Origin of the sequence: Gordonia sp. CPCC 205333, assembly GCF_048537885.1 — a bacterium.
Taxonomy (GTDB): domain Bacteria; phylum Actinomycetota; class Actinomycetes; order Mycobacteriales; family Mycobacteriaceae; genus Gordonia.
Window position 1 is genome coordinate 208,136 of sequence record NZ_JBCLVI010000001.1, and the last position, 21,048, is coordinate 229,183.

The window sequence follows — 21,048 nt, forward strand, 5'->3', positions numbered from 1 at the left end:
CGCGGCGGGATGACAAGGTGAACAGGCCGAGCGAGCGTTCGGTCTGAATAGAGGAGAATCGTCGATGCCGATCGACCTGACCTACGCGCCCGACGTCGTCGATCTGGTGACTCGTACCGAGAAGTTCATTGCCGACGCGGTGCTGCCAGTCGAAGATCGGTTCGCCGGTGACATTACCGCGGCCGGTGGCGACGACATCAGGCGCGAATTGAACGCCGCGGCAAAGGCTGTCGACGTCTTCGCGCCGCATGCGCCGATCGAATTCGGTGGCGGGGGACTGTCGATGTCTGATCGGGTGCCGGTCTTCGCCGCCGCGGGCTACTCGACATTTGGACCTATCGCGCTGCACATCGGCGCACCCGATGAAGGCAATGTGCATATGCTCGCGCATATCGCGACCGATGGGCAGCGCGACGAGTTCCTGGCGCCGTTGGCCACCGGGGAGGTCCGCTCAGCCTTCGCGATGACTGAGCCGTCGCCGGGCGCGGGGGCTGATCCAAATGCGTTGAACACGATGGCCGTTCGCGTCGATGGCGGCTGGAAGATCAACGGCCGCAAGAGATTTATCACCGGCGCCGACGGTGCGGCCTTCTTCATCATCATGGCTCGCACCAAGGGGGAGCCAGGGGATCGTGGTGGTGCGACGATGTTCCTCGCGCCCGCGGACACTCGGGGGATTTCCGTCGATCGTCACGTACACACCATCGACAAATCGATGATCGGCGGACACTGTGAGATGACGTTCTCCGACGTTTTTGTTCCGGACGCCAATGTCCTCGGCGAGGTCAATGAGGGATATCGCTACGCGCAGGTGCGGTTGGGTCCGGCGCGGATGACGCATGTGATGCGTTGGCGCGGTGCGGCTCGCCGCTGCCACGACGTCGCGCTGAACTACGTCGCCGAACGTGACGGTTTCGGTGGCAAACTCGGCGACCTGGGCATGATCCAGCAGATGATCGCTGACAATGAGATCGACCTCGCGGCATCGCATGCCCTGCTTGTCCAGGCGTGCCACGCACTCGATCGCGGAGAGCATGGTTCAGACGAGACGTCGATCGCCAAAACCTTTGCCGCAGAAGCCTACTCACGTATCGCCGATCGAAGTATGCAGATGTGCGGTGGGCTCGGCGTCTCCGAAGATCTGCCGATAGCCCGGCTCGCGCAGGAACTTCGCCCGTTCCGTATTTACGACGGACCGTCCGAGGTGCATCGGTGGGCAATCGCTAAACGCGCGGTCGGCCGGGCGCGCAAGGCGAGCCGGGGTCAGGCGCCGGGAGCGGCAGCGAGCGGGCTTCGGAGCGAGGCATGAGTGATACCTCGGTGTTGAATCCGATTGTCCTTAAACAGTTTCTGCTCGACAGTGGCGTCGATGTCGCGGGTGACCTCGACGTCGAGCTGATCAGCGGCGGCAAGTCCAATCTCACGTTCGGAGTGAGCGATGGCGTCAGCAAATGGGTGGTTCGACGCCCGCCGACGGGTGGTCTGACGCCGTCGGCGCATGACATGAATCGTGAGTGGGCGGTGACCAAAGGACTGCAGGGTACCGCGGTTCCGGTGGCCGCGACCGTTGCGATCGACACCGACGGATCGGTTCTCGGAGCGCCATGCACCGTCGTGGAATTCGTTGACGGACAAGTGATTCGGACGCGCGAAGATGTTGAGGTATTCGATGACAACGCCGTGGAGGCCAACGTCGGAGCGTTGGTCGACACCCTCGCCGCGTTACACGCCGTCGACTACAACGCGGTTGGGCTCGGCGAGTTTGGTCGTCCCGACGGATTCGCCGCTCGCCAGGTGAAGCTATGGGCCCGTCAGTGGGGCATCGTCAAGACCAGGGAGCTGGCCGACATCGAACGGCTGATCACCGCGCTCAACGACCGGTTGCCGACGTCGGCGCGCAATGGCATCGTGCATGGCGACTTTCGCTGTGACAACACTATTGTCGCGGCCGATGATCCGGGAAAGGTTCTCGCGGTGGTGGATTGGGAGATGTCCACACTCGGTGACACGCTGACTGATGTCGCGTTGATGTGTGTCTACCGCCGCCCGGTCTTCGATCGGGTTCTCGGCTTCTCCGCGGCGTGGACGAGCGATCGGTATCCCAGCGCCGACGACCTCGCGTCGCGATACGCTGAGGTAGCCGGCGTCGACCTGGGAGATTGGCCGTTTTACCTGGGGTTGGCCAATCTGAAACTGGGAGTGATTGCGGAAGGGATCGCCCACCGTGCGCTCGCTGGGGCCGGCGACAGCGAGAATGCGAAGGCCGCTGAGGTGACCGGTGAGTTCATCGCGGAGGGTCTGCGGCAGGTTGCTGGCTGAAGTCTGCGCCTCTGTGTCAGACGAGGGAGATACGCCCTCGCCGCGCACGCTGGCGCAGTTTCGAGCCGTCGCTATCGGAACGTCGAGATTCCACCGTCGCGGTCGGACAGATGTAGATGTTCGTTGAACGACACCAGGTTCACCCCGGTACGTCCGACGATCAGTTTGCTCACCGACGCGTTCACCATCGCCCGCGACAATGCCGGCCACGACTGTCCCGGAATTGAGAACAGTTGCGCGATCCATTGGGTGATGACCCCGGCCGAAGACACCACCAGTAGCGTCTCGCCGGAGCCCGCCTGATCGGTCGCTGCCTTTGCTGACGCCGCGACGCGCTCGACGAATCGGGCGTAGGTTTCGCCGCCCGCGGCCGGGGTCGCGCCGTCGACCCAGCGCGATAACGCGATGTCGAGGTGCTGCTGGAAACTGCGGCCGTCCTGATATTCTTCGGCAGTCGCTGATCCCATTAGGCTCGACAGTTCGTACTCATTCCAGCCGGGATCGACCTGAGGGGTCGGCGCAGCGTCGAATGCACCCAGGACGCCAGCCAGCGTTTGTGTCTGACGGGGGAGGTCGCCGCTGATCGCTCGGGTGAATTCGGGGACTCGGTCGGTGAGCAACCGGCCGGTCAGCGCAGCCTGTGCTGCACCTGTTTCGGTGAGGCTGCCGATCGGTGCGTCATTGGTCGTGGACGTGTCGATTCCGTATGCGTTGGCCTGTGCCTGACCGTGTCGGACGAGATAGATGGTGCCCATCGCTTCACCCTATTCTTCGGTGAGCGATGACTTTTCAGCGGTAGCCGGGTCTATCTCGATATGGCACCGACTCTGCTCGTGAATCTCCCGACGGCGGATGTCGCTCGTGCTCGGGAGTTCTTCGGCCGAATTGGATTCGCCCTCGACGCCGCGTTCTCCGACGATGGCACGCTGGTCGTCGAAGTTGGTGCGAGTCGGGTAGTGCTGCTGCGTTGTGAGCGATTCGCTGGGTATTCGGCGACGCCGACCGAGGCCGGCCCCCGCACGGCCCCTGCGGCAATGCTGGCCGTAGCGGTGGATCGACGAGACGACGTCGATGACATCGTGGCGCGTGCCGTCGACCTGGGCGCGGCGCCGATCCGCACCGTCGAAGACCCAGGGTTCATGTACTCGAGAAGTTTCCGGGATCTCGATGGGCATGGGTGGGATGTCGTCTGGATGGACCCGGGGCAATTGGCGGGTACGGATAGCTGAGGGCGTACGTTACCGGCGGTGGTTGGGTCGCTATTTGGGCGGCGTCGCCGGCAGGTTGAAGCGGGCGAAAAGGGCGGCCGGATCGTCGGCGAAGAAGGCCACCACGTGACTGACCTTCCCGTTGCCGGCGAACTCCAGAACCTGTAGCTGGAATGGCCGGTGTACGCCGTCCGGGCCGATCATGTAGAGCCCGTACGCAACCTGACCGTTGGCGATCGTCGGTACCAGGATCTGGTCGCCTGCCTTCTCGGCCGGGCAGTTGCCACGGATGAGCATTCCGATCGACGCTGGGCCCTGATACCAGCCCGTGAACGGCGGCATTTCCCAGATGGCGTCGTCGGTGAACATCTCGGTGATGGCGTTGACGTCGTAGCGCTCGAAGGCCGCGACATACCGGTTCAACAGTTCTTTCTTGTCGGTGTCCAGGTCCACCGGGTCCGGTTGGGATGAATCCCGTTGCGGTGCAACCGAACTCAATTGCGCGCGGGCTCGTTGCAGCAAACTGTTCACGGTGGCCACCGAAACGTCGACGGCCTCTGCCACTTCTGCGGCCTTCCAGCCCATGACATCGCGCAGGATCAGCACCGCGCGTTGCCGCTCCGGCAGGTGTTGGAGCGCCGCTATGAACGCAAGCCGAATCGACTCGCGCGCTCCGACCACATAGGCCGGGTCGGCGTCGACGCCGGGCGAGATATCGTCGACATCGCTCGCATAAGGCTCAAGCCACGGCACCTCGTGATCTTGTAGGAGCGTGTCGGTCGGATCGAAGGCATCGCCGCCCAGGCCCGACGGCAGCGGGCGGCGCTGGGTGGACTGCAGCGCCGTGAGACAGGTGTTGGTGGCGATCTTGTGCAGCCAGGTGCGTACCGAGGCGCGACCGTCGAATTTGTCGAACGCGCGCCAAGCGCGCAGGTAGGTGTCCTGGGTGAGGTCCTCGGCGTCCGCGTGTGACCCCATCATTCGGTAACAGTGCGCGATGATCTCGCGCCGGTAGGGTTCAGTCGCCTCGTGGAAATCAGTATCGGGACCGGAGGTAGTGCTTGGGGCTGTCATGTGAGGTAGATTACCCGAAATCACCGACATGTGTACAGCGTGAACATCGAAGATGAATCGCGGTCTCAGCACTCCACATAATTCACCGGCACACTCACCGCGAGGCCGCCGGTGGAGGTTTCCTTGTACTTGGTGCTCATATCCGCGCCGGTGAGCCGCATGGTTTCGATGACCTGGTCCAGGCTCACTCGGTGTGCGCCGTCGCCCCGCAACGCCATCCGCGCCGCGTTGATCGCCTTACCCGCCGAGATCGCATTGCGTTCGATACACGGAATCTGAACCAATCCGCCGATGGGATCACACGTCAGCCCGAGGCTATGTTCCATCGCGATCTCCGCGGCGTTCTCGACCTGTTCGGGTGATCCGCCGAGGATTTCCGCGAGCCCGGCGGCCGCCATCGACGCGGCCGAACCGACCTCACCCTGGCACCCGACTTCTGCCCCGGAGATCGACGCACGTTCCTTGTAGATAGAACCGATCGCTCCGGCCGCCAGCAGGAAGCGGATCGCGGTGTCGTCAGCGTCGGCGCCGCCCGACGCCGTGTAGTGCACGGCGTAGTGCAGGACCGCCGGAACGATGCCGGCCGCCCCGTTAGTCGGTGCCGTGACGACTCGGCCGCCAGAGGCATTTTCTTCATTGATCGCCAGCGCCACAAGATTGACCCAGTCCTCGGCGAACTCAGGGCGACGGCCGGGATCCTCCGCATTCAGACGTTCATACCAACCTCGCGCCCGACGTCGGACCCCGAGCGTCCCCGGCAACGTCCCCGACTGCGAGATTCCCCGACGCTCGCAGGCGACCATCACGTCGCGGATATGGAGTAACCGGGCGCGAAGGTCATCGACAGAATGGGTCTCGCCTTCGACACGGGCCATAACATCGCTCATCGCGCAATGGTCGCGCCGGCACAGTTCGAGAAGTTCGGCCGCCGAGGAGAATGCACGACCGCCCGGTTCGTTGGTTTGCGCAGTACGTGCCTGCGCTTCGGTGACCACGAATCCACCGCCGACCGAATAGTAGGTCTGCGCAAGCAGTTCGATGCCCGCGCCGTCGAACGCGGTAAGTGTCAACGCGTTCGGGTGAAACGGCAGGATCGTCGCGGGATGCATCACGAGATCTTCGACGGTGAGTGCGATCGCCGGCGACGACGCCGGCGCCAGTTCTGCCGCGAGCGCGATGCGGCCGGTCGAGGTCATGGTCGAGACCCGTTCGGCGATGACGTCGGGCGTGATTTCCTCGGGGGCATAGCCTTCGAGCCCTAGCAGGATCGCCGTCGGGGTGCCGTGTCCGGCGCCGGTGGCCGCCAGTGATCCGTACAGGTCGACGCGGATGTCTGCTACCGAGCCCAATACGTCGCTCGCGCACAGTTCAGCGACGAACCTGTTACCCGCGCGCATCGGCCCGACCGTATGCGAACTCGATGGCCCGATGCCGACCGAGAATAGGTCGAACACGCTGATTGTCATCTACCAAGCGTGCGCCGAAATCCGATCACGCGCACGTCGCACGTCGTTCAGCGTCAGGAAGCGCTGACCTTACCCGCCGAACCAAAGGTCTCGACTGATGGTAGGAAAGCATTTCGAACCGGCTCGACGTTGGCTGAGTCGTCGTCGAGGATGCCGCGTGCGACGAGACGGGGCCGGACTCCTTCGCCGAAGTGATATGCCTCCTCGACATGTGGGTAGCCGGACAAGATGAAGTGGTCGAGGCCGAGCGCCGCGTATTCGGCGATTCGGTCGGCGACTTCTTCATGTGACCCGACGAGCGCGGTACCCGCACCGCCGCGAACCAGGCCGACGCCGGTCCAGAGATTCGGATAGATCTCCAAAGACCTTGCGTCCGAACCGCTTCCGAATGACGCGCCGCCTTCGTGCAGGGCGCGCATACGGCGCTGACCTTCGGATTCGGACTGCGCGAGATTTTCCTGCGCGGCCTCGACGACCTTCGGGTCGAGATTTCCCAGTAGCCGGTCTGCCTCGGCCCATGCCTGCTCTGAGGTCTCACGTGCGATGACGTGCAGTCGAATGCCGTAGTCGAGTTCACGGCCAGCGGTCTTCGCGAGCCCACGTATCCAATCGAGTTTTTCGGCGACCTGCGTAGGAGGTTCGCCCCAGGTGAGATAGGTGTCGGCGAACCCTGCCGCCACGGTGCCCGCTGCGGGCGAACTGCCGCCGAAGAATATCGGCGGCGTCGGATCGGGAATGCGGGCGGCCTGCGCGCCTTCAACCCGTAGGTGTTTCCCGGTGTAGTTGACCGGGCCGTTGTCGGCCCACAACTGGCGAAGAATATCGAGGAATTCGCCGCAGCGTTCATAGCGTCCGTCTTTGGTGAGAAAGTCGCCGAATGCCCGTTGCTCATGCGACTCACCCCCGGTGACGACGTTGAGTAGTAGTCGGCCGTTGGACTGCCACTGGAAAGTCGCGGCCATCTGCGCTGCCAGCAGTGGGCTCATCAGCCCCGGACGCAGGGCAACGAGGAATTTCAGCGTCTCGGTGGTTTCCACCAGCATCGCGGTGGTCAGCCACGCGTCCTCGCACCAGAGTCCGGTTGGGGTAAGTACTGCCTCGAACCCGTTGACTTCGGCGGCGCCCGCGAGCTGGTTCAGGTAGCGCAGGTCGGCGGGCCGATCGCCCGACATCGAACTGCCATGACCACCGGCGATCAGATTGCGAGAATCGCCATAGGTGGGCAGGAACCAATGGAAATGCGCGGACACACGAAATCCTTTCAGATGGCGGCAGGGATCCTTCGAGTCAACGCCACCGTCGAGTGAAACTGTGCGTTGAAATCTTCGTGGGCCAAAGGTGGGCAGTGTGTCCTGGGCGATCTATATTCGCCGGTACACGCTCCTGATATCTGGGGCGGGTGCGATCATATGACTACTGTGTGCTGTCCCACAGTGGTCAGATGTTGCATCCCTTGTCGGCACGCTGCTAGCTTTGCGACTATGTCGAGTCAGCAGCACTACATCCCGGAGGTCACCTATATGACCACCGCTTTGGGGTGCCGTCTGCCGCTGGCTCGTGTTCTCTGTTGTTGTCGAATGCGCTGAAACGACCCGACCTGCCTGTTTAGGCTTCTCTCGTTTTCTCGCTCCATCGGTCTCGACCTTCAAGACTTCCGGTCGATCTTCCGACGATGCCGGGCATTCACACCTTCTTGAGGACAACATCATGACCACCGCACTTGACCACCGCAGCGACATCCGACCTGCTCGATCCACCGCCGGAGCCGTTGTCACTCGCCCCGCTCCGCCGCGCAGTGCCCGGACCTCCCGCCCGCTTGCCTACGGTTCACGTCCGCTCGCGGTCGACCCGCGGCTCACCGCCGGATTCGCCGGCGGGCGATCGGGTACTCAGCAAGGAAAGTCCAGAATTCATATCGCAACGCCGCAACTGGAACTGTCGTCGAAGCCGGCGGCAGTAGTGCTGCGCACCGCGCGGCTGTCGGGGCCGATCTTCCGTGACGCAGCCGCCGAACAGACCGACCTGTCGATTTCGACGGTCAACCGGCAGGTCGGCGCACTGCTTCGCGCGGGGTTGATTCGTGAACGTGCCGACCTCGCGCCTGCCGGTGCGATCGGTCGTCCGCGATTGCCATTTGAGCTGAACGTCGCCGACTACCTGACGGTCGGCATTCACATCGGATTCAAGGTCACCTCCATCACCACCCACGACCTGCTGCACCGCGTCGTCGGAGCCATCCAGATCCCGACGCCGGAAGGCGCTCCGGAAGAAGTGCTGGCGGCGATCGGCGTATCGGCTCGACGGTTCGCCTCACGCTGGACCGGTAAACGCGCACTCTGGACCGGCGTGGCGATCGGTGGCCGGGTCCGCGACGGCGGCTTCGTCGATCACCCTCGGTTGGGTTGGGAGAAGGCGCCGGTCGGTCGGATCATCGCTGAGAGTGTTGGTCTGCCGGTGTCGGTCGCCTCGCATGTGGAGGCAATGGCCGCCGCGGAACTGCTCGTCAACCCGGACAACAGCTCTGCGAGTTTCCTCTACTTCTACGCACGCGAGATGGTCGGCGTCGCGTTCAGCGTCGACGGTTCGGTGCACACACCGTCGTCGGGTCCGCCGGTCATCGGTCATTTCCCCACCGGTACAACGGAATTGCTCGATCCCAATCGCACCGGACAGCTGGAACCGACGGCCAGTGATACCGGCGTGGTTGATGCCGCGCGTGCTGCCGGACTCACCGTCGAAGGTATTGACGCTGTTCACGAACTTGCCCGCAATGGCGATGACATCGCCCGCAAGATCCTCGATGAGCGGGCACTAGTGCTCGGGCGGGCGGTCGCACTGATCGCCGATATCTTCAATCCGGACCACATCATCCTGGGTGGGCAGGCGTTCACCGATGCGCCGCTGACATTGCCGACCGTTGCCAAGGCAGTCCGAGAGACCACCGTCGCGGCGAAACGTGATGTGCGGGTGTCGCATTCGGGCGTCACGGTGCAGCAGCAAGCCGCCGGCGCGGTGTCGCTCGACGCCATCTACTCCGATCCGCTGGAGGCGATCGCGCTAACCGCGTAGCACCGCGCACTCGGCCCGGCCGCTCGCAAACCCCACACAAAGCGACAACCCCGACGCAATAATTGCGTCGGGGTTGTCGCTTTGTGTGGGGTTTGCGGGTGGGGCTAGTCGGCGGTCCGCTTCGCATAAGCGCGCAACGCGAACGGTGCGAAGATCAGCGTCAGGCCGACCGACCAGATCAGAGTAGTCAGCTCCGGATGCTGTAGCGGCAAAGCTGCGCTCGCCGGTGCGTCCGGCCCGTTACCCCACAGCACGCGCATCGCCTGCACGAGTGACGAAATCGGGTTCCACTCGGCGATGGTGCGCAACCACGTCGGCATCGGATCGGTTGGCACAAAAGCGTTGGACAGGAAGGTCAACGGGAACAATGACGTGAACATGAATCCGTTGACTGCCTCGACCGATTGCAGCCACGAGCCGACCAGGATGCCGAACCAGATCATCGCGAAACCGAACAATAGGACCAGGGCGAAGGCGAGAACCGCCTCACCGAAGCCATTGCGGATACGCCAGCCGATCGCCAGACCGGTTATCGCCATCACCACAATGCCGATCGACGAGTGCAGCAGACTGGCGATCGCGCGACCGATCAGCACTGACGACCGGCTGATGGGCAGTGACCGGAACCGGTCGATGATGCCCTTCTCCAGGTCGCCGGTGATGCCGGTCGAGACGATGAACGCGGTGAACACGATGGTCTGGCCCATGATGCCGGGCAACAGGAACTCTTTGTAGCTCGCGCCGCCGGCCACCTGGATCGACGCGCCGAAGACGTATGCGAACAGCAGCACGAACATCACCGGTTGGATGGTGACGTCGGAGAGCATCTCCGGCATGCGCTTGGTGTGGATCAGGTTGCGCCACACCATAATCCATGACTGCTGCCATAGATTTGTCTGATGAGTCGCGACCTTCTCCGAAGACGGTGCCACGGTGGTCATTTGGCGGACTCCTTAGGGGTCGATTCGGCAGTCGCCGCCGCGGGGTTCTCCGCGTCTTCGGTGCGATGCCCGGTGAGGGAGAGGAATACGTCGTCAAGGCTGGGACGGGCCAGGCCTAAATCGTCGATGGCGATGCCACTTTCGTCGAACCAGCCGATGACTCGGGTGAGATCGGCGAGGCCGTCCGCCGGCGCGGTGAGCTTGCGGGCTCCCCGGTCGATGAAGACTTCACCCCCGGTCTTCGCCAGGAGTGCGGCGGCGGCGGGAATATCGTCGGCGGCCGAGACGGTCAACACCAGGCTGGCTGCGCCGGCCTGCTCTTTGAGCTGAAGCGGCGTGCCCTGGGCGATGATCTTGCCCTTGTCGATGACGACGATATTGTCGGCGAGTTGGTCGGCCTCTTCGAGGTATTGAGTTGTCAGCAACAAAGTGGTGCCATCGGATACCAAGTTGCGCAGGACATCCCACAATTCAGATCGGCTGCGGGGATCGAGTCCGGTTGTCGGCTCGTCGAGGAACAGAACCGGTGGCGATGCGAGCAGACTTACCGCGAGGTCGAGGCGGCGTCGCATGCCGCCGGAGTAAGACTTGACCTGTTTGTCGCCGGCCTCGGTCAGCGAGAACTGCTCGAGAAGTTCTTCACCTCGCCGCGCCAGGGCCTTTCGGTTGATGCCATACAGGCCGCCGATCATCTTGATGTTCTCACGGCCGGTCAGGATCTCGTCAACCGTCGCGGCCTGGCCGGTGAGGCCCATACTGCGGCGAACCAGGTCGGGTTGTTCGGTCACGTCATGGCCAGCGATACGAGCGGTGCCGCTGGTCGGCGGCGACAGTGTGGTCATCATCCGGACGGTGGTGGTTTTGCCCGCGCCGTTCGGGCCCAGTAGACCGAGAACACTGCCCTGCGGGACAGTGAAACTGACGTCGTCGACAGCGGTGAAGTCACCGAAACGCTTGACGAGACCGATGGCCTCAATGGCGATATCGGGGGAACTGCCGGCGGTGCCGGCCTCCTTGGTGATCGGGATTGGTGAGCTCATAGGTCCTCACAGTAACGGTCATGTCCGACATCGGGCGAACGGTTTTCGCCCGCGAGAGATAGACCGCGCCCGCCTCAAGAACTCATCGGTCGCCGTCTGAGTCGTTTTGACTCTTCCGGCTTGCCGACAAAGCGCTGGCCCGCAACCTGCGGTAGCCGCGAACACTCAGCGTCGGGATTGATCGGATCCGGAAGCGGTCGTCGTCGGCGATCAGTTCGGCGAGGTTGTCGTCGATCAGAATCTTGCCGGGACGGGCCGACCCGCAGAGCCGGGAGGCGATATTCACCGGCTCGCCGAATACGTCGCCGAGTCGGGGCAGGACCGCGCCTTGCGCCAAACCGATACGGAGTTCGGGAATCGGCGGCTGGTTGCTCAACTCCGATATCGCCAGCGCGGTCAGCGCAGCCTGGGCCGGATCGGTATTGACGAACAGCACACCGTCGCCGAGAGTCTTGACCACCTGTCCCCGGTATGCCGAAACCTCTTCGGAGACACGTGCTTCGAACGCCGTCAGCAGTTCTTCGAGTTCGGTGACGTCGATCCGTCGGGACAGGCTGGTGAAGCCAACCAGATCCGCGAATCCCACGACAACCTCCCAATCGAGGACGTCGGGACTGTAGGCGACGTTGCGCTGTAGAGCCAACAGCAGGTGGCGTCGCCACACGAGCCGTTGAATTTGACTGATCGCCTTGGACATATCGTCGATCGACCACGGCACGTTGGGATCTCGATCGAATTCGAGAAGTTGGTCGGCCTGCCAATCCGCGAGGCGCGACATCGCCTGTCCGATACTGCGTGCCGCGGCGACCTGCCCGCCGGCGGGGAGTTGTTCGGCACCCGCGGCGAAGAGTCGGAATGCATCGACGTCGGCTTGCGTGAAGATCTTCTCTTCCGTGGATTGATGAGCGAAACCGAAAGCGTTCCAGACCTTTTCGGCGAAGTCGACGTCGACGCCGATCTCTGCGATGAGCTCATCGCGGGTATAACAAGGCTCACTGCGCTTAGGCGTGGGGTCGGTCATGGTCTCTACGGTATCGCTGCCTGCGCTACTCGCGCGGTGTCATCGCGAACCCGACCGTTGAAATAGGCGCACCGTCGGCTCGGCCAAACGCGCGGCTAGCGGACCGATGACAGCCATCAGCAGCACGTAAGTGGTTGCCAGCGCGGCCAATTCGGATCCCGAGGCTATCGACGAGACAGTGAGCCCAGCGATGACTATAGAGAATTCGCCGCGCGCGACCAGTGCTGCTCCGGCGCGGGCGCCACCCATCGCGCGGACGCCATTACGTTGTGCCGCCCACCATCCGGTCGCGATCTTGGTCACGGTGGTGACAACGGCCAGCAAAGCCGCCCATCCCAAGACCGGCGGAATACTCGACGGGTCGGTGTTCAGGCCGAAGACGACGAAGAACATCGCGGCGAACAGATCTCGAAGCGGCTCAAGGATCTTCGTGGCATTGTCGGCAGTTGATCCGGAGATGGCGATACCGAGCAGGAATGCTCCGACGGCCGCGGAGACCTGCAGTGCTGCCGCGAAGCCGGCGACCAGAAGCGCCGACCCTAGGAGCGTCAGCAGGAAGACCTCGCGGTCGGAACTGTGGATGACGGCTGAGACCAGTCGACCATGTCGCAACGCAACCCACAGCACCAGAACGACCACCACGACGGCGATCACAAGTGCCTTCACCCCGCCCCAAAAACCGACGCCGGCGAGTAGCGCGGTGAGGATCGGCAAGTAGGCGGCCATAGTCAGATCTTCGAAGACGAGGATGGAAAGCACCGCCGGAGTTTCCCGGTTGCCGAGCCGGCCGAGGTCGGTGAGCAGTTTGGCGGCGATCCCTGACGACGAGATATAGGTGACGCCGGCCATCGCCAAGGCGCCGACCGGGCCCCAGCCGAGTGCCAGGGCAACTATCGCGCCCGGCGTCGCGTTGAGCACGATGTCCATGAGTCCGGCGGGCCATGACCGACGAAGTCCGGACACCAGATCCGACGCCGTGTATTCCAGCCCCAGTAAAAGCAGCAGCAGAATGACGCCGATTTCGCCCGCCATGTGGCCGAACTCGGAGACCTCCCCCAAACCGATGTACCCGCCGGACCCGAAGGCGAGTCCACCGACGAGGTACAGGGGAATGGGGGAGAAGCTGAACTTGGCGGCGACCCGCCCCAGAACTCCAAGGACAAAGAAGACCGCGCCCAGTTCGATCAGGGCGAGGGCGGTATCGGTCATTCCTCAGCCGTTGGTGAGGATCTTGTTCGCGGCGTCGAGTCCCTCCGCGGTGCCGACGACGATCAGTACATCGCCCGCGGTGAATGTGAAACTCGGACCGGGTGACGCTTGAACCTGGCCGGCTCGCATCACCGCGACGATCGAGGTCTTGGTGCGCGTGCGCATCGCGGTCGAGCCCAAGGTACGGCCATCGTAGGGTGACCCCGGCAGGATCGGCATCTGCTTGGTGTTTACGCCCGGAATGTCGCGATGCTCGTCCTGCAATTGAGCCACGAGTTGCGGGGCGCCGAGCAGGTTGCCGAGTACAGCGGACTCTTCGTGGGACAACAGCACCTGGTCTCGGCAGGCGTCGGGATCGCCTTCTTCAGACACGATGAGGTCGATCATTCCGTCGCGCCGGGTGATCACTCCGATACGACGGCCAGAGGACACCTCGAAATCCTTACGGACTCCGATACCGGGTAGTGGGGTCACCTCGACATTCACAGCCGCCAAGGGTAGTCCCGCCAGGCGGGTCGTGGGGTGCAGTTGTGAAGTTGGGAGACAATGGTCGCGGCGGGTGTTGCTATACGTCGAGGACGCCCTTCATCAGATACGCCATCTGGGATGGGAATTCGGATCGCTCGGTTCCCCGGCGCAATCGAACAGCGTCGTTCACGATCGACAGCGACGCGTGGACCGCGATACCGGCGGCGGAGTCATCGACACCAGAGTGCACCGAGGTGAACAGATTGATCCAGCGGGCGACGTACCGTCGCTGGATGTCGACGAGTTCGCGGGCCGCACTATTGTTGGCCAGCGCAGGTGCGTTGTTGAACGACACCGACAGATCCGGACCGGACGTGAGCATGGTGACATACGAATCAACAAGCAGGCTAAGAGTATTCGCGTCGCTGCCGCCGGCGGCGTAGGCCGCGACCACACCGGCCTCCAGCCGCGCCGCGCTGCGATGCCCGATGGCGATGAGGATCGCGGCCTTCGACGGGAAGTGCCGGTACACACTAGGTCCGGTGATCCCGACGGCGGCACCGATCTCGTCGACGCCGACCGGCCCGAAGCCGCGATCGGCGAACAATTGTGCTGCGGCGTCGAGGATTTCGGTTCGCCGGTCGTCATCGGGCAATCCGACGTGCGGCGGCACTCCCAACGGTCCGGCATTCGACGGAGTAAGTGCCACAAGGCGATCGGCGGCGGCGATCAATTCGCGAACCGCCTGCGGCGCCGACAGCTTCGTTCGGTGCGATGACAGGCTGCCCGCAACGGACAGTAGTGACCAGACCAGCTGGCGCTGTTCCCAGTCGGCCAATTCGCGTCGGTCGAAAAGTACTGCCGCCCACTGGCGTAACACCTCGCGAGTCCGCAATGCCACTTCGCGATTCTGTTCGCCGGTGAGATAGGTGCCCGTCCAGCGCCACAGCGATGCGACATCGCGACGGCGGGCGACCGCGCCGCAGAGCGCGGTGAGGAATTCGTGCGGGTCGCCGTTGGCCGAGGTGATCGCGGCGTCAGTGCAGATTTGCAGGTCGCCGACGCCGGTCAGCACCGCTTGGTAGAGCAACGTCTGCTTGTCGTCGAAATGACGATAAAGCGACGGAGCGGTGACACCGGCCGCACGGGCGATGTCGGCCATGGACACTTGCGGGTAACCACGGCGAAGGAACAGCTGAGCCGAAAGATCGATCAGCTGTCGTTTACGGTTGGCCGGACGTCGGGTCCCGGACTGCTTCGAGGACGGCATTGTGAACAGACCATAGCGCATCATTCGGCAATCGCAGAAGTATTTGACCACTGGGTATAGCCAAATAAGTTAAGACGCGTTAGCCTATGTGGGAAACCATTCCCTGGTTCATGTGAAAGGAACACTTCCGTGCCTGATCAAGCATTCATCTACGAGGCGATCCGTACGCCTCGTGGCAAGCAGCGCGGTGGTTCGCTGCACAGTGTCAAGCCTGTCGATCTCGTTTCCGGGCTGATTAACGAGGTTCTGGCCCGCCACGGCGGCCTCGATCCCGCCGACGTCAACGACGTCGTGCTCGGCGTCGTCTCGCCGGTCGGCGAGCAGGGTGCGGTCATCGCACGTACCGCCGCGCTGGTCTCCGGCCTCGGCCAGAGCGTGCCCGGCACCCAGGTCAACCGCTTCTGTGCGTCGGGTCTGGAAGCCACCAACCTGGCGGCCGCCAAGGTCGCGTCCGGCTTCGACGACCTCGTCATCGCCGGTGGCGTCGAGTCGATGTCGCGTGTCCCGATGGGCTCCGACGGCGGCGCGCTCTTCATGGACCCCGCCACCGCGTACGACAACTACATCACCCCGCAGGGTATCGGCGCCGACACCATCGCGACTATCGAAGGCTTCTCCCGCGAAGATGTCGACGGATTTGCCGTCGAGTCGCAGAATCGTGCGGAAAAGGCTTGGACCGCAGGATATTTCGCCAAGTCGGTCGTCCCGGTCAAGGATATCAACGGTGTGACCATCCTCGAGGTCGACGAGCACCGGCGCCCTGGCACCACCGTCGAGCAGTTGGGCAAGCTCAAGCCGGCATTCCAGGCTCTTGCCGACATGGCAGGTTTCGACGACGTCATCATGCAGAAGTACCCCTCGGTGGAGAAGGTCAACCACGTCCACACCGGCGGTAACAGCTCGGGCATTGTCGACGGTTCCGCCGTCGTGCTGATCGGTAGCGAAGAAGCCGGCAAGCGCAATGGTCTGACCGCGCGCGGTCGCATCGTGTCCTTCGCCGAGGTCGGCTCCGAGCCCTCGATCATGCTCACCGGCCCGACCCCGGCCACCGAGCTGGCGCTGAAGAAGGCCGGACTCACCGTCGAGGACATCGATGTCTTCGAGCTCAACGAGGCCTTCGCATCGGTCGTCATGAAGTGGATGAAAGACCTGCACATCCCGCACGAGAAGGTCAACGTCAATGGTGGCGCCATCGCCATGGGACACCCGCTGGGTGCGACCGGCGCGATGATCCTGGGCACCTGCCTCGACGAGCTCGAGCGCACCGGCGGCCGCTACGGCCTGGTCACCCTCTGTATCGGCGGCGGCATGGGCGTCGCGACCGTCATCGAACGCCTCTGAGCCTCCACACTAAAAGGATTTTGAAATAACATGAGTGACAACATGATTGCGTGGGAGAAGGACGCGGACGGCGTCGTAATCCTCACCATGGACGACCCCAACCAGGGCGCCAACACGATGAACGACCTCTACCAGTCGTCGATGGCAGCGACCGTCGACCGCCTGGAAGCGGAGAAGGACGACATCACCGGTGTCGTACTCACCTCGGCGAAGAAGACTTTCTTCGCCGGCGGCGACCTCAAGGACATGACCGCCGAGCGGACCCAGACCAAAGAAGAGATCGCCACCGAGATCACCAAGCGCACCAACGGCATGAAGGCCGTGCTGCGTCGCCTGGAGACCCTCGGCAAGCCGGTCGTCGCGGCCATCAACGGTGCGGCACTCGGCGGCGGTCTGGAGATCGCACTGCACACCCACTATCGCGTCGCCGCCGACGTCAAGGGCAACGTCGTCGGCTTGCCCGAGGTCACCCTCGGCCTGCTTCCCGGCGGCGGTGGCGTGGTCCGCACCGTGCGACTGCTCGGTTTCCAGAGCGCGCTTATGGGCGTGCTCCTGCAGGGCCCGCGCCTCAAGCCGGGCAAGGCCAAGGAAATCGGTCTGGTCAACGAGGTCGTCGGCACCGTCGAAGAATTGATCCCCGCCGCCAAGGCCTGGATCAAGGAGAACCCCGAGGCTCAGCAGCCGTGGGATGTCAAGGGCTACAAGCTGCCCGGTGGCGCTCCGACTAACCCGGCCGTCGCGGCCAACCTGCCGGCATTCCCCGCCCTGCTGCGTAAGCAGATCAAGGGTGCCAACATGCCTGCCCCGCGCGCGATCCTCGCCGCGGCCATCGAAGGCGCGTACGTCGACGTCGACACCGCCGACATCATCGAGACCCGCTACTTCGTCTCGCTGGTCACCGGCCAGGTCGCCCAGAACATGATCAAGGCGTTCTTCTTCGACCTGCAGCACATCAACGGCGGCGGCTCGCGTCCCGAAGGCTACGACAAGTACACCGCCAAGAAGGTCGGCGTTATCGGCGCCGGCATGATGGGCGCCGCTATCGCATATGTTTCGGCCAAGGCTGGCATTGAGGTCGTCCTCAAGGACATTGACATCGACGCGGCCAACCGTGGCAAGAACTACTCCGTCAAGCTGGAGGAGAAGGCTCTCTCGCGCGGCAAGACCACGCAGGAGAAGAGCGACGCTCTGCTCGCTCGTATCCACCCGACTGTCGATGCGGCCGATTTCAAGGGTGTCGACTTCGTGATCGAGGCCGCGTTCGAGTCGGTTGAGGTGAAGGCCAAGGTCTTCGCCGAGATCGAGGACATCGTCGAGCCCGACGCAGTACTCGGCTCCAACACCTCGACGCTGCCGATCACGATCCTGGCAGAGAACGTCAAGCGTGGCGAAGACTTCATCGGTATCCACTTCTTCTCACCCGTCGACAAGATGCCGTTGGTGGAAATCATCAAGGGCGCCAAGACCTCTGACGCCGTGCTGGCCAAGGTCATCGACTACACCCTGCAGATCCGCAAGACCCCGATCGTCGTCAACGACAGCCGCGGGTTCTTCACCAGCCGTGTCATCGGCACCTTCGTCAACGAGGCCGTCGCGGCCGTCGGTGAAGGTATCGAGCCTGCCTTCATCGAGCATGCGGGCACCCAGGCCGGTTACCCGGCCGCACCGCTGCAGCTGATGGACGAGCTGACCCTGACCCTGCCGCAGAAGATCCGCAAGGAGACCGAGGCAGCGATCCGCGCGGCCGGCCAGGAGCCGGTGCAGCACGGTTCGTACGCCGTCATCGACTGGTTGGTCGAAGAAGGCCGCACCGCCAAGAAAGACGGCAAGGGCTTCTACGACTACGACGAGAGCGGCAAGCGGGGTCTGCTCTGGCCTGGTCTGCGTGAGCACTTCAAGTCCGGTTCGGTGGAAATCCCGCTGGAGGACATGAAGGAGCGCATGCTCTTCGCCGAGGCGCTGGAGACCGTGAAGTGCTTCGACGAGGGCGTTCTGACGTCCATCGAAGACGCCAACATCGGGTCGATCTTCGGTATCGGTTTCCCGGCCTGGACCGGCGGCGTCGCGCAGTACGTGAACCAGTATGAAGGCGGCCTGCAAGGCTTCGTCGACCGTGCTCGCGACCTCGCGTCGAAGTACGGCTCGCACTTCGAGCCGCCGCAGTCGTTGGTCGATCTTGCCGCCAAGGGCGGAAAGCTCACTAACGAAACCATCGGGAAGTAACTTCCCGACCTGAACCAAAGCCCCGGTGCGGATGAGAATCCCGCACCGGGGCTTTGATCACTTCCGGGGGCGCCAGTTCTTCTGTACGTCACATTTGGGAATCTCGTCGTCACATGTGTGAAATGGTCCGCATACACGGCGCCCATATGGTTCGAGACGATTTCCGAATTCGTCTTCAGGAGCACCCATGAGCGGCAGTATGTCCCGACGTCAGGCCATCGAAGCAGTCACGACCTACCGGGTCGAGACCGATGGTTTTCCCGAACCGTTGGCAGATACCTTCGGCCGCAACGTGTTCAGCCTGTCGGTGATGAAGAAGCGGTTGCCCAAACACGTCTTCAAGGCGGTCGCGGCCACAATCGACACCGGCGCGCAAATGGATGTGGCGCTCGCCGACTATGTCGCGGTCGCGATGAAGGACTGGGCGCTGGAGATGGGCGCGACGCATTACGCGCACGTCTTCTACCCGCTGACCGGCTTGACCGCGGAGAAGCACGACTCTTTTCTGGAGCCCGACTCCAGCGGCGCCTCACTCGCCGAATTCGCTGGTAAGACCCTGTTGCAGGGCGAGCCGGACGCGTCGAGTTTCCCCAACGGCGGTCTGCGCGGGACCTTCGAAGCGCGCGGTTACACCGGTTGGGATGTCACCAGCCCGGCATACATCATGGAGAATCCCAACGGAAATACGCTCTGTATCCCGACCGTCTTCATTTCGTGGACGGGTGAGGCGCTGGATAAGAAGACGCCGCTACTTCGCAGCCAACAGGCGATGAGCAAGCAGGCGATGCGACTGCTGAAGCTATTCGACCACGCCGACGTCGACACCGTGGTGTCCTACGCGGGCGCCGAACAGGAGTATTTCCTGATCGACGAACACTTCTTCTACGCACGCCCGGATTTGATGACTTCCAGCCGCACGCTGTTCGGGGCGAAGCCGTCGAAGGGGCAGGAATTCGACGACCACTACTTCGGTGCTATCCCGGATCGCGTGCTGGCGTTCATGATTGAGCTCGACCGTGAACTTTTCAAGCAGGGCATACCGTCGAAGACACGGCATAACGAGGTGGCGCCAGGACAGTTCGAGCTGGCGCCGGTATTCGAGCGGTCGGTGCTCGCGCACGACCACCAGCAGTTGATGATGACGACGATGAAGAAGGTCGCCGAGAAATACGGCATGAAATGTCTGCTCCACGAAAAGCCATTCGCCGGCGTCAATGGATCGGGTAAACACGTCAACTTCTCCCTCGGCAACGGCAACCAGGGCAACTTGCTCAACCCCGGTGACACCCCGCACGAGAATATGCAGTTCCTGACCTTCTGCGGAGCGATCATTCGCGCGGTACATCTCTACGGTGGATTGTTGCGCGCGGCGGTCGCATCTGCGTCGAATGACCACCGCCTCGGTGCGAATGAGGCTCCGCCAGCGATTATTTCGATCTTCCTCGGTGATCAACTGATGGACGTCTTCGATCAGATCGCAAAGGGTGGAGCGACCGGCTCGAAGGCAGCAGGCGTCATCGAACTGGGCGTCGACACCTTGCCGCCGTTGAAGGCCGATCCCGGCGACCGGAACCGCACCAGTCCATTTGCCTTCACCGGCAACAGGTTTGAGTACCGGGCACCCGGCTCCAATCAGTCGATCTCCGATCCGATGGTCGCGATCAACACGATCCTCGCCGATTCGCTCGAGTTCATCTCGACTGCCGTCGACAAGCAACTGGCCGATGGTGTTGAGCTCGCCGACGCGGTTCAGCAGGTGTTGATGGGAATCATCAACGAACACGGTGCGGTCATCTTCAATGGCAACGGCTACTCCGATGAATGGCAGGAGGAGGCGGCCGCGCGTGGTCTCAAGAATCTGCGCACCACGGTCGACGCGGTCACCGAACTCACCTCGCCCGAGGTTGTCGAGATATTCGAACGGTATGGGGTGTTGTCGGCCCGGGAGCTCAAGGCACGTGAGGACGTCATCTTTGAGTACTACTCGTTGACGCTGCTGGTCGAGGCGAAGGAGACCGCCGAGATCGCCAAGACGATGATCTTGCCCGCGGCAATCCGCTATCAGGGCGAGTTGGCTTCTACCGCAGCATCTTTGAAGGCCGCCGATATCATCGTCGAGACGCCGGTGCTGCTGGAGATCACCGGACTTATCACCGAGATGCATGCCGCGATTGGCAAACTCGACGCGGGAATCGCAGGCTTGCACGGCGAGAGCGAATACGAGGAATCAAAGTACGCGCTCGATGTGCTCGTTCCGGCGATGACCGCCGTGCGAGAGGTCGCCGACAAACTGGAGGCGATCGTCGCCGACGATCTGTGGCCGTTGCCGACCTACAACGAGATGCTGACGATTCTCTGATCGAAACAGTTCCCGCGGCGGGAGCAGATGGCGATACGGC

17 protein-coding genes are annotated in these 21,048 nt (G+C 63.0%); 7 read left to right on the forward strand and 10 right to left on the reverse strand.

What is annotated here, in order from left to right:
- Positions 1-64 precede the first annotated feature (64 nt).
- Together AAFP29_RS01005 and AAFP29_RS01010 are read left to right on the forward strand one after the other, a co-directional pair.
- Positions 65-1,309: an acyl-CoA dehydrogenase family protein gene (locus AAFP29_RS01005; RefSeq protein ID WP_419215435.1), complete on the forward strand. Its 1,245-nt coding sequence runs from the start codon at positions 65-67 to the stop codon at positions 1,307-1,309.
- Positions 1,306-2,319, forward strand: a complete 1,014-nt coding sequence (locus AAFP29_RS01010; protein ID WP_419215436.1) for a phosphotransferase family protein — start codon at positions 1,306-1,308, stop codon at positions 2,317-2,319. Before AAFP29_RS01005 ends, AAFP29_RS01010 begins: the two co-directional genes overlap by 4 nt.
- A gap of 71 nt (positions 2,320-2,390) precedes the next feature.
- On the opposite strand, the gene AAFP29_RS01015 is transcribed toward AAFP29_RS01010, so the two are convergent.
- The gene (locus tag AAFP29_RS01015) at positions 2,391-3,074 is read right to left on the reverse strand and encodes a histidine phosphatase family protein (RefSeq protein WP_419215437.1); all 684 of its coding nucleotides are present in this window, start codon (positions 3,072-3,074) and stop codon (positions 2,391-2,393) included.
- A gap of 60 nt (positions 3,075-3,134) precedes the next feature.
- Between AAFP29_RS01015 and AAFP29_RS01020 the strand changes: the two genes are divergently transcribed.
- A complete protein-coding gene (locus tag AAFP29_RS01020; RefSeq protein ID WP_419215438.1) occupies positions 3,135-3,548 on the forward strand; it encodes a VOC family protein in 414 nt (137 codons plus the stop codon).
- Positions 3,549-3,578: 30 nt separating this feature from the next.
- Here the strand turns inward: AAFP29_RS01020 and AAFP29_RS01025 are convergent, their stop codons facing one another.
- The 3 genes from AAFP29_RS01025 to AAFP29_RS01035 form a co-directional block, all read right to left on the reverse strand.
- Positions 3,579-4,601 (reverse strand): sigma-70 family RNA polymerase sigma factor, encoded by a 1,023-nt coding sequence (locus tag AAFP29_RS01025; RefSeq protein ID WP_419215439.1) that lies wholly within the window; start codon positions 4,599-4,601, stop codon positions 3,579-3,581.
- 65 nt (positions 4,602-4,666) lie between these two features.
- A complete protein-coding gene (locus AAFP29_RS01030) occupies positions 4,667-6,067 on the reverse strand; it encodes an L-serine ammonia-lyase (protein WP_419215440.1) in 1,401 nt (466 codons plus the stop codon).
- 53 nt (positions 6,068-6,120) lie between these two features.
- Entirely contained in the window at positions 6,121-7,317 is a 1,197-nt protein-coding gene (locus AAFP29_RS01035) for an LLM class flavin-dependent oxidoreductase (RefSeq protein WP_419215441.1), read from the reverse strand.
- Between the two features lie 457 nt (positions 7,318-7,774).
- On the opposite strand from AAFP29_RS01035, the gene AAFP29_RS01040 reads away from it, so the two are divergent.
- On the forward strand, positions 7,775-9,136 hold the full coding sequence (locus AAFP29_RS01040; protein WP_419215442.1) for an ROK family protein: 1,362 nt from the start codon (positions 7,775-7,777) through the stop codon (positions 9,134-9,136).
- Between the two features lie 104 nt (positions 9,137-9,240).
- Here the strand turns inward: AAFP29_RS01040 and AAFP29_RS01045 are convergent, their stop codons facing one another.
- The 6 genes from AAFP29_RS01045 to AAFP29_RS01070 all read right to left on the reverse strand — a co-directional run bounded on the left by AAFP29_RS01045 (position 9,241) and on the right by AAFP29_RS01070 (position 15,106).
- Positions 9,241-10,077, reverse strand: coding sequence for an ABC transporter permease (locus AAFP29_RS01045; protein ID WP_419215443.1), 837 nt, complete (start codon positions 10,075-10,077; stop codon positions 9,241-9,243).
- On the reverse strand, positions 10,074-11,117 hold the full coding sequence (locus AAFP29_RS01050; RefSeq protein WP_419215444.1) for an ATP-binding cassette domain-containing protein: 1,044 nt from the start codon (positions 11,115-11,117) through the stop codon (positions 10,074-10,076). Before AAFP29_RS01050 ends, AAFP29_RS01045 begins: the two co-directional genes overlap by 4 nt.
- 82 nt (positions 11,118-11,199) lie before the next feature.
- The gene (locus AAFP29_RS01055) at positions 11,200-12,138 is read right to left on the reverse strand and encodes an adenylate/guanylate cyclase domain-containing protein (RefSeq protein ID WP_419215445.1); all 939 of its coding nucleotides are present in this window, start codon (positions 12,136-12,138) and stop codon (positions 11,200-11,202) included.
- Between the two features lie 39 nt (positions 12,139-12,177).
- Entirely contained in the window at positions 12,178-13,347 is a 1,170-nt protein-coding gene (locus tag AAFP29_RS01060; protein WP_419215446.1) for a cation:proton antiporter, read from the reverse strand.
- Positions 13,348-13,350: 3 nt separating this feature from the next.
- Entirely contained in the window at positions 13,351-13,833 is a 483-nt protein-coding gene (locus tag AAFP29_RS01065) for a cation:proton antiporter regulatory subunit (protein ID WP_419215447.1), read from the reverse strand.
- A 79-nt stretch (positions 13,834-13,912) separates the two neighbouring features.
- Entirely contained in the window at positions 13,913-15,106 is a 1,194-nt protein-coding gene (locus AAFP29_RS01070) for a TetR/AcrR family transcriptional regulator (RefSeq protein ID WP_419216315.1), read from the reverse strand.
- Positions 15,107-15,214: 108 nt separating this feature from the next.
- Between AAFP29_RS01070 and AAFP29_RS01075 the strand changes: the two genes are divergently transcribed.
- The 3 genes from AAFP29_RS01075 to AAFP29_RS01085 all read left to right on the forward strand — a co-directional run bounded on the left by AAFP29_RS01075 (position 15,215) and on the right by AAFP29_RS01085 (position 21,008).
- Positions 15,215-16,426 carry an acetyl-CoA C-acetyltransferase gene (locus AAFP29_RS01075; protein ID WP_419215448.1) on the forward strand — a complete coding sequence of 404 codons (1,212 nt, stop codon included), beginning with the start codon at positions 15,215-15,217 and terminating at the stop codon, positions 16,424-16,426.
- Between the two features lie 30 nt (positions 16,427-16,456).
- On the forward strand, positions 16,457-18,649 hold the full coding sequence (locus AAFP29_RS01080) for a 3-hydroxyacyl-CoA dehydrogenase NAD-binding domain-containing protein (protein ID WP_419215449.1): 2,193 nt from the start codon (positions 16,457-16,459) through the stop codon (positions 18,647-18,649).
- 187 nt (positions 18,650-18,836) lie between these two features.
- Positions 18,837-21,008 carry a glutamine synthetase III gene (locus AAFP29_RS01085; RefSeq protein ID WP_419215450.1) on the forward strand — a complete coding sequence of 724 codons (2,172 nt, stop codon included), beginning with the start codon at positions 18,837-18,839 and terminating at the stop codon, positions 21,006-21,008.
- Positions 21,009-21,048: the final 40 nt, after the last annotated feature.